This window comes from Streptomyces sp. NRRL F-5630, from assembly GCF_000719475.1.
Taxonomy (GTDB): domain Bacteria; phylum Actinomycetota; class Actinomycetes; order Streptomycetales; family Streptomycetaceae; genus Streptomyces.
Genome location: NZ_JOGO01000191.1, coordinates 1 through 732 on the forward strand (window position 1 = coordinate 1; position 732 = coordinate 732).

A 732-nucleotide genomic window follows, 5' to 3' on the forward strand; every position below is an offset into this window, starting at 1 on the left:
GGGCGGCCCCGCCCTCCTGGGGCAGCCCCGGTAGGGGACCCGCGACGCCGCTTCCGGGCAGCCCCCGCCCTCCCAGGGGGGCGACCCCAACACCAATCCTTCCGTACCCCCCACCCCCGCCCCCACCAATCCCCGCAATCTGTGGATAACTTCGCCGAACCCGAAAAACCTCTCACTCGTCCGAGTGGCGACCGTTTCCGCGCCAAAGCACCGCCCGCCGGTACGCGCTACATTCCTGCCCACCGCCGCGCGCCACCTCCCACTTCCGGCGGCCCGGGGCCCTGGCGCCCCGTACGACAGCCGCGAACCCGAGCCGTGACGCCCGCGACCGTGAGGACCCGAGCCATGACAACCGCAGCCATGACAACCGCCACCGTGACAACCGCAGCCGTCAAGACCGGATCGGTGACGACCCCAACCGTGCGGGCCACAGCCGGGAGGCACCGGTTCCGCGCGGAACCGTACGGTCCGCCGGCGGAGGCGTATCTACCGGGCCCGTGGCCGGTTAATGTGCCCACATGACGGATTCCGCCCAGGAACTCCCCCTCCCGGCCCCCGCGCCGGGCACACCCACCCAGGACGCCCCCACGCCGGACAACACCCCCGCCCCCGACGCCGGGGCACCGGAGGCCGCCTTAGACGTTGTTTTATTTGGTGAGTCGGCGGTGGCAGATGAGGGCTGCGGCTATGCCGACGAAGGCGAGGAAGTGTTCGGCCTTGCGCTCGTAGCGG

1 pseudogene is annotated in these 732 nt (G+C 71.6%); it reads left to right on the top strand.

The annotated features are described in order from the left end of the window. Positions 1-518: 518 nt before the first annotated feature. A pseudogene (locus IF99_RS35355) lies at positions 519-732 on the top strand (hypothetical protein); the annotation flags it as partial.